This is a genomic window from Dapis brunnea BLCC-M229 (genome assembly GCF_050015995.1).
Lineage (GTDB): Bacteria > Cyanobacteriota > Cyanobacteriia > Cyanobacteriales > Microcoleaceae > Trichodesmium.
The window spans coordinates 1-7,215 of the sequence record NZ_JBNHEP010000187.1; the positions used below are offsets into that span (position 1 = coordinate 1).

General features: G+C 36.0%; 9 protein-coding genes and 1 pseudogene. 6 read left to right on the forward strand and 4 right to left on the reverse strand.

Going from position 1 to position 7,215, the window contains the following annotated elements; translation table 11 throughout:
• The 3 genes and pseudogenes from ACP6PM_RS21245 to ACP6PM_RS21255 form a co-directional block, all read left to right on the forward strand.
• Positions 1–274, forward strand: a 274-nt coding sequence (locus tag ACP6PM_RS21245; RefSeq protein WP_426588139.1) for a transposase, incomplete at its 5' end; no start/stop codon positions are given.
• Complete coding sequence (locus ACP6PM_RS21250) at positions 261–437, forward strand: hypothetical protein (protein ID WP_426588141.1); 177 nt, start codon at positions 261–263, stop codon at positions 435–437. The genes ACP6PM_RS21245 and ACP6PM_RS21250, both read left to right, overlap by 14 nt.
• Before the next feature lie 79 nt (positions 438–516).
• A pseudogene (locus tag ACP6PM_RS21255) lies at positions 517–1,014 on the forward strand (RNA-guided endonuclease TnpB family protein); the annotation flags it as partial.
• 31 nt (positions 1,015–1,045) lie between these two features.
• Here ACP6PM_RS21255 and ACP6PM_RS21260 read toward each other — a convergent pair.
• The 3 genes from ACP6PM_RS21260 to ACP6PM_RS21270 form a co-directional block, all read right to left on the reverse strand.
• Complete coding sequence (locus ACP6PM_RS21260) at positions 1,046–1,447, reverse strand: alr0857 family protein (RefSeq protein ID WP_426588142.1); 402 nt, start codon at positions 1,445–1,447, stop codon at positions 1,046–1,048.
• 357 nt (positions 1,448–1,804) lie between these two features.
• The gene (locus ACP6PM_RS21265; protein ID WP_426588144.1) at positions 1,805–2,320 is read right to left on the reverse strand and encodes an HNH endonuclease; all 516 of its coding nucleotides are present in this window, start codon (positions 2,318–2,320) and stop codon (positions 1,805–1,807) included.
• Between the two features lie 174 nt (positions 2,321–2,494).
• The gene (locus ACP6PM_RS21270) at positions 2,495–2,743 is read right to left on the reverse strand and encodes a hypothetical protein (RefSeq protein ID WP_426588146.1); all 249 of its coding nucleotides are present in this window, start codon (positions 2,741–2,743) and stop codon (positions 2,495–2,497) included.
• Positions 2,744–2,840: 97 nt separating this feature from the next.
• Here ACP6PM_RS21270 and ACP6PM_RS21275 point away from each other — a divergent pair, with 97 nt between their 5' ends.
• Positions 2,841–3,176 carry a ribbon-helix-helix domain-containing protein gene (locus tag ACP6PM_RS21275; protein WP_426588148.1) on the forward strand — a complete coding sequence of 112 codons (336 nt, stop codon included), beginning with the start codon at positions 2,841–2,843 and terminating at the stop codon, positions 3,174–3,176.
• 281 nt (positions 3,177–3,457) lie between these two features.
• On the opposite strand, the gene ACP6PM_RS21280 is transcribed toward ACP6PM_RS21275, so the two are convergent.
• Positions 3,458–3,670 carry a hypothetical protein gene (locus ACP6PM_RS21280; protein WP_426588150.1) on the reverse strand — a complete coding sequence of 71 codons (213 nt, stop codon included), beginning with the start codon at positions 3,668–3,670 and terminating at the stop codon, positions 3,458–3,460.
• Between the two features lie 795 nt (positions 3,671–4,465).
• Between ACP6PM_RS21280 and ACP6PM_RS21285 the strand changes: the two genes are divergently transcribed.
• Complete coding sequence (locus ACP6PM_RS21285; protein WP_426588156.1) at positions 4,466–4,918, forward strand: NUDIX domain-containing protein; 453 nt, start codon at positions 4,466–4,468, stop codon at positions 4,916–4,918.
• 1,160 nt (positions 4,919–6,078) lie between these two features.
• Positions 6,079–6,906, forward strand: coding sequence for an alpha/beta fold hydrolase (locus ACP6PM_RS21290; protein WP_426588152.1), 828 nt, complete (start codon positions 6,079–6,081; stop codon positions 6,904–6,906).
• The last annotated feature ends 309 nt before the right edge of the window (positions 6,907–7,215 follow it).

Below are 7,215 nucleotides of genomic sequence, written 5' to 3' on the forward strand. Positions count from 1 at the left end.
ACCAGAAACAGGCCAAACCTATTGGTGGATATTACCACGAGTCAGGACAGATTTGTTTAGTGCGGTAGTGCAAGATTTTGCCCAGCACTTTGAGATTGGGGCTAAAAAGCGAGTAATTCTAGTATTAGATCGAGCCGGGTGGCATACAAGCGTTCGCGTCAGCGGAACGGAGTTCTATCGCTTGGAGGTGCCAGATGGTATTCACTTATTCCCCCTACCTCCTTACTCTCCTGAGCTACAGCCTGCAGAGAGATTATGGCATGCAGGTCAATGAAGTTGTGGCTAATCAGGCGTTTGACTCGATCGCAGAGGTAGAAGAACTGATTGAACAACGCTGTTGCCATTTACTGAGAAGACCAGATTTGCTCCGAGGAATCACTTTCTACCATTGGTGGCCTCAAGTCATGTCTGAAGATACTTATATTATGGTTAATTAATGTGACTTGATATAAGTTATTATCTCATAAAACTCAAGGATCTAAAAGGTATGAAAAAGCGAGACTAAGAGTTGCTAAATTTTATGCCAAATTAAAAGATACAAGGACAGATTTTCTGCATAAATTATCTACTAAAATAATTCGTGAAAACCAAACAGTTGTTTTAGAAGATTTGAACGTTTCTGGTATGGTGAAAAACCGTAAATTATCCAGATCAATATCTGATTTAGGTTGGAGAACATTCAGAACTTTTTTAGAAGGAAAAGCAGCAAAATATGGTCGCGATTTCAGAGTAATTAGTCGTTGGGAGTCTACTTCTCAAATTTGCTCAAATTGTGGCTTTAAAGGTGGGAAGCTAGACCTTAAGGTGCGAGAATGGGAGTGTCTCAACTGTGGTGCAAAACATGATAGAGATGAGAATGCAGCAATAAATATATTAGTCGCCGGAGGGCATGCCTCCTACGGAGGAGCTGCGCTAACGGAGACGAAAAACGGACGTGGAGGCAAGCGTAAGACCACCGCCAAGGTGGCAGCAGTCTGTGAAACGTCAACCCGCCAAGGAGCTTCAGCTCGGTAGGAATCCCCGCGCCTTTAGGCCGGGGAGGATGTCAACAATCACTAGCTTCCTGACTGACTGACGCATTTGCCTCAGTTGCTTGCCATAACTTCAAAAGTAACAACTCAATCCGATCGCTCAAAGCAGTGATAAAAATTCCATTTTCTTGTTCTGGATCTACAGTAATCCAACTTCCTCCTAAACTAACTTCCACAAATTCATCATCAGCAATGCAAAGGGTAATATCTTCCCCACCCTCCTTTTGTACAGCTACCTCCAACATCGACAACTCAGGTAAATTTACAGGTAGTAAAAATGCGGCAGAACTTGGTTCAACTACAATTTTTTGACCAACTCGCATAGCCAACATTACCCGCAGTGCTACCAACTGTTCAGGAGATTGAGCCAAACGCTCCATATAAAAGCCAGATTCAGTATAAGTTAACTTTAGCATTCCCGGTGGTCTCTCCTTTTTTAATGTGAAGAGCTTCGGATGTTATTGAGTGATTAATCTATAACTCAAAACTCAAAACTCTTTGCAGTTATTGAAATTAGTTTTGTTCCCAACATCTGGCATCTATAGCTAAGAAAGAATTGGTTAGGACTAACGACTAATGATGAATCTTAGACTAGGAAATGTTTTTTCAACTTTTTCCTGTTCCCTGTTACCTTTTCCCTGCTATAGGATAATTTCCTTGCCACTCTCTTCCCAAATAACAGCATCAAAATTTAGCTCTAGTTACTTCACTAGAACTAACGAAACTTATGAGCAACTTTTCAGGTCTGCTCCTGCAAAAAAAATTAGGAACTTCTAAACCTCGTGTTGCCGTTCGCGCCAGAACTGTTCAGCAAATGCAATAGTCGGATGTATTGGTGTTTTCGGTTGATGTAATAATTTCATCCCTGCTTCAGTGGGAGTACGACTACCTTTAAAAGCATTGCACCTCTCGCAAGCTGTAACTACATTATCCCAAGTATGCTTACCGCCTTTCGAGCGAGGAATAACATGATCTAAGGTTAAACGTTTAGTAGTACCGCAATATTGACAACGATGATGATCTCGCTTTAATACTTCCCTTCGGTTGACCGGAGGAACTTTCCACACTCGTTCTTGGGAGGCCATCGTCAGGCGAATTTGTTCAGGCACATATAAGACCAAACTAGGAGAACGTACAGGCCAGCCACTTCCATTATCAAAATCTAGAGGTTCAGCTTTACCAGTCACCAATAGAGCGATCGCCCGCTTGATATTTACGCGGGTCATGGGTAGGTAATTCTGGGAAAATACTACTACAGATTGGTTTAATACTTGAGTCATACTGGTCACTGCTTTACCTCCTAATTTAAAATTTTAGATTTTTTATAGCGACTGGTTTCTCAATTGATTGTCCAAATTCAAAGGTTCACTTTATTTTTTTTATTTCTCGATCCTATTTAAAACTAACAGCCCCTGCTTCTGTTTATTCGGAAGCGGGGGCTAGAAAAAAGATATTTATACCTTTTAGTCTAAGTTATGTACAGATATTTTCGGTCTGTACCTTCCCCTTCCTAATTGATTTGACCTGATATTTAGCCATTCAATCTGAAAAATGTGATAAATTTTTTCGATTAGTTCTGAGCCTCCATAATCAACGGCAAAATCTCTTCCATCACATAATATTTTTCCCAAACTTAACCATGAAGTAGTCACACAACCCTTGAATAGGTTGCTGTTTGACCGATCAATGGCTTGGATAAATGAATGTTTCACAAGAAGGCTCTCAAAAAGTTGGTTTCAAATCTCACCTTTTTTATACTACACTAATATTACAGAGATGTCTACCTAAATTTTAAGGAGAAAAAAAATCATGTACACAATTCCCAAAACCTCAACTACTGACATGGAAGTTACTAGCATTCGTCTGGAAAAAGAGCTAAAGGATAGGCTGAAAAAACTGGCCAATAATAAAGGCTATCAAGCTCTAATTCGAGATATCCTCTGGACTTATGTCCAGCAAAAGTCTGGCGATTATCGGCCACAGTTGTCCAATTCGGATATTCGAGCTAGTCTACCTGCAACAGCTCAACAAGAGGAACGATGTGTACTTACTGGCAAAGTGATACGACCAAGTGAAGCTATGTTATTAGGACTTACGAATAATGGTGATATGGTACCCCTCAGTATAGATAGTCTAGAAAATTAATTACAATTAACTATTGGTGATGGGCAATGGGCAATCAAGAAGTACAAAAGATGACGACGCCCAAATTTATTTATTTGTCTGTTTGCCCATCACCAGAATAAAAGTCAAAATGCAAAAGTCGAAAGTTGATTTTATCTTTCTATTGCTATTGCTAACTCTAAAGTAGTGGAGTGTCAAGCTTAAAGTAAGGCCATATAAAAATGGCAAAATCAAGGTTAAATATTAGTTTTTCTGGAAAATCCTAAACCAACATTTAAGGCTTGACAAAGCATTAGCTTGGGTTAACTGGCAGCACAACCCAATAAAAACTTATACGGGATTGTCAAAAATTGATTAACTAGAAATTGATCGGGATATAATAATATGTCCAATGTTCTACTAACCTTTTGATGATAATTTGCTTGACCTACATTATTAAAATTGTCAAGGTTTTGACCTGCTTTTATGTTGGAAATATTGATTGAAAAATTGCGATCGCCATAACCGATCGACAAAAGAAACTTCAGCCATTTTTTGATTTTAGGAAAAACAGTATCTGAATTGAACTAGATATGATATTGTGGAAAAAAATATCATCTATTAATAGATTGGACTTTAACTAAAGGAAAACAAGACTATAACTTAGTTGTGTTTGACTTATAATTAATTAGTTTAAATAACGTAAGTATTCAAGTATTAGCGATCGGCTTTTCTTAGGCTATCCTGGGCAAACAGCTTTTACTGGAGGATACTGGGGCAAAAGCTTTTGAATTAATAGGGAAAATTAGCGAAGGAATGAGAATTTTATTATCTACACAAGTTAAATTGCCTAAACTCCATATCATCTGAGTTCTAAAAAAAAAATCTGGACTTTATTTACAGCAGTTTTGGAGTTGATGAGGTACAAAGTTTTACTAGTTTGGAGAATAGGGAATAGAGATTAGTATTAAACTTTACCTCACTATCCTCAAAAATGCTGTAATTCTCATTCGTAAGTAGAGTTAGCTTTAGTTATGTAACTGACTTTTGAGCTAATTTAAAATTTGATACATAGTGTACAAAATTTACCACGCTCTACTTAATATGCTTTGATAGTAATTTTTAATTATCGCTCAATCTTGCCGTATTTATTCCTCCTTCAAAGGCAATAATTTAATAGCTGAGAACCTCATAGAGGATAGCTGAATGCTTACTAAAAAACATCATTAATTTAGAATTTAATCTAAGTTGACAAATTAAATTTTTGTTGGCTATAAATATAAAAATAATCACTGAAAGTGCTTTCTATTTTAGCTTTAATACCTAAGCCTATGCGTAGATTATGGCAAGTTGGACAAACTGTACTTGGCTTAATATTTCGCCATCCTCTTACGGGTGCCAGTATAGTTCCTATTTTACCTGATGGCCGGATAGTTTTAGTTCGTCGTCGCGACAGTAATCAATACGCTCTACCAGGAGGTATGGTTGAATGGGGCGAAGATGTTTCGACTACCGCGAAAAGAGAGTTATTTGAAGAAACAGGGTTAGAATTAGTAAAAATTCGTCGATTGGTGGGAGTATATTCTGCACCCGATCGAGACCCAAGAGTACATTCTATTAATATTCTGCTGGAAGCTGATGTTCGGGGAAATATGGATGTTAAAGACACCTTAGAGATTAGTCATGTTCAAGCTTTTGAACCTACATCTTTACCAGAGGATCTTAGTTATGACTACGATCGACAATTAAAGGATTATTTGAGTGGTTTGACAATTTTAGCTTAAATATTTCTCTAATTAATTAATTCTATTCTCGTAACCATTCAACCATCACCTTTAGCTTAAATATTTCTCTAATTGATTAATTAATTAATTAATTAATTAATTAATTAATTCTATTCTCGTAACTATTCAACCATCAGCTATTAGCGCTTCTTGCAGAGAAACTGCGTTATCAGCTATTGATTAGAGAAAGAGGTAAAAGCAATTAATTGAGAAATTGAGAGAGAATTAAAAATTACTGCCAAAGTACCCTTCTTTAACCTGATAAAGAATTATTCATTATTTGCTGAAGCGCTGACTGCTAAGAGCTGAATGCTTACCGATTCTTTTACCTAATAACAAAGTTATTTGCAGATCTTTATTAGTTAAATCAAAAAATTTCTATTTTACTATTTATCAGTCATTTATGCTTAGTTTGACAACTACTTTATACTGAATGTCTTTCCCCAATATCTAATACCAAGCACGATCAATGTTTACTATAAATAATTAGCCTATTTCTAGGAGTTAGGAGTCAGAATAAATAGCTTAAATATCATTTATTAGAGTGGAGTTTCTGTTTTTAGTCAAAGAGACATCTCATGTAAAGTCTTTCAATTATCCTTTTTATTCATTACATTATTTTTTCATGCATGGTATAATACTAACCATCATAAATGTTTGCTACAAATAGTTAGGCTGTTTTTTTAGGAGTCAGGTAGGGAAGCCGTCAGATTTGCTACCTACAGGAGTCATAATGAATAGCTTAAATACCATTTCTTGCCATTAATATTCATTGTTTACTCCAAGGGACATTTCATTTAATTAATGGATAATTACCTCTCCCTAAAACGGATTGGATTGACGCGGAGCGTGAGAATTTTTTCTTCTCTTGGTCGATTGGAGGCAAGCGAGGAGACCTCGCCATCCCATCCTGACGGAATGCTCCGCAAACGACCGCTTGTTTCTCCTTTAAAGGAGAGGCTTTAAACCTTAATTATTCGGTAAAGTATTTTAATTCCCCTGATTATGCGTAACATTCTTTTTTCAAATTGATATTACTTTTGAGTTTTGACTGTCTTGAGTGCGTCTTACATTCTGAGGAAACCTCAGAATTACGCACTCGATGCATGACTTCCGTGAAACGGTATGGGATATCTGTGAAATTTTCCAATTGAATATTTATGCACTTTGTATGGCTTAATTCTCGTGTCAATTTGTCTAGTGGGCTATTATTTTGGCGTGAAATTGGTACTGGTTCAAATTATATAGTTTTTCTACATGGAACTTGGTATGACAGTAGTCAGTGGTTATCAATTATGGAGGGATTGAGTCTAAATTACCATTGTTTTGCACCAGATTTACCTGGATTTAGTGAGTCGCAATTTTCTTCTACTAATTACTCAATTAGTGAAATGGTAGAATCTTTGGCTGAATATATAGCTGCCTTAAACTTAGAGAAGGTATATTTAGTTGGTCACTCTCTTGGAGGTTGGATAGCTACCAGTTATGCTCTTAAATATTCAGATAAATTATTGGGTTTAATTTTATTATCTCCTGAAGGAATTGATATTCCTGATGTAAAACTACGTTGGCAATTGTTTCGTTGGTTGGCTCCGAGACATTCTTTTTTATGTTTGATTTTGCGATTAATATATCCTTTTGCTAGGCTACTAGGTATTCATACTAAGGTCAAGCAATTACTACAAATAAGACAAAAATTGCTGCTTAATTCAACAGGAAATAAAATTTTATTCCGGCGAAGGTGGGCAGAAATAAAAGCTGAATTATTAGCAGGAAATTTGGCTTTTTTAAAAGTAGTAACGTTGATTTTGCAAGGTTATAAAGATACATATCTTGCTCTATCTATGAGTAAATACTATACTGATTTATTGCCGATGGCTAAACTTAATTTAATTAATTCTGGCGAGGATAACTTACCAGAAAAAATGCCAGATATAGTAGTACAAAAAATCCATGATTTTTTGAGCAATGAATATAATTTATCATAGTTGTTTAAATAGGTAGTTGTTTAAAATTAGAGAGTGTTTTTCAACAAGGTATTAAGGTTTGAGGCGATGGGATGAATTCAAATTTATGGCTAATAAGAAAAGTTCTTACTCTGGGAAAACTAGATATATTTTAGTCAATATTTCCAGAGTATTTTGTGGTTCCAATAATTGTGTCTTCTTGCCTTCCCCCTACTTGCTAATCTCTAACTATTCCATTTTTGAGATTTACTGATAGATCGGAATGGGATGAATTGAAATTTATGGCTAATAAGAAAAGTTCTTACTCTGGGAAAACTAGATATATTTTAG

Excerpts from the sequence above, each read along its gene's own strand:
- ACP6PM_RS21250 (WP_426588141.1), top strand. The coding sequence starts at position 261 with ATGCAGGTCAATGAAGTTGTGGCTAATCAGGCGTTTGACTCGATCGCA.
- ACP6PM_RS21260 (WP_426588142.1), bottom strand. The coding sequence starts at position 1,447 with ATGCTAAAGTTAACTTATACTGAATCTGGCTTTTATATGGAGCGTTTG.
- ACP6PM_RS21275 (WP_426588148.1), top strand. The coding sequence starts at position 2,841 with ATGTACACAATTCCCAAAACCTCAACTACTGACATGGAAGTTACTAGC.
- ACP6PM_RS21285 (WP_426588156.1), top strand. The coding sequence starts at position 4,466 with ATGCGTAGATTATGGCAAGTTGGACAAACTGTACTTGGCTTAATATTT.
- ACP6PM_RS21290 (WP_426588152.1), top strand. The coding sequence starts at position 6,079 with ATGCACTTTGTATGGCTTAATTCTCGTGTCAATTTGTCTAGTGGGCTA.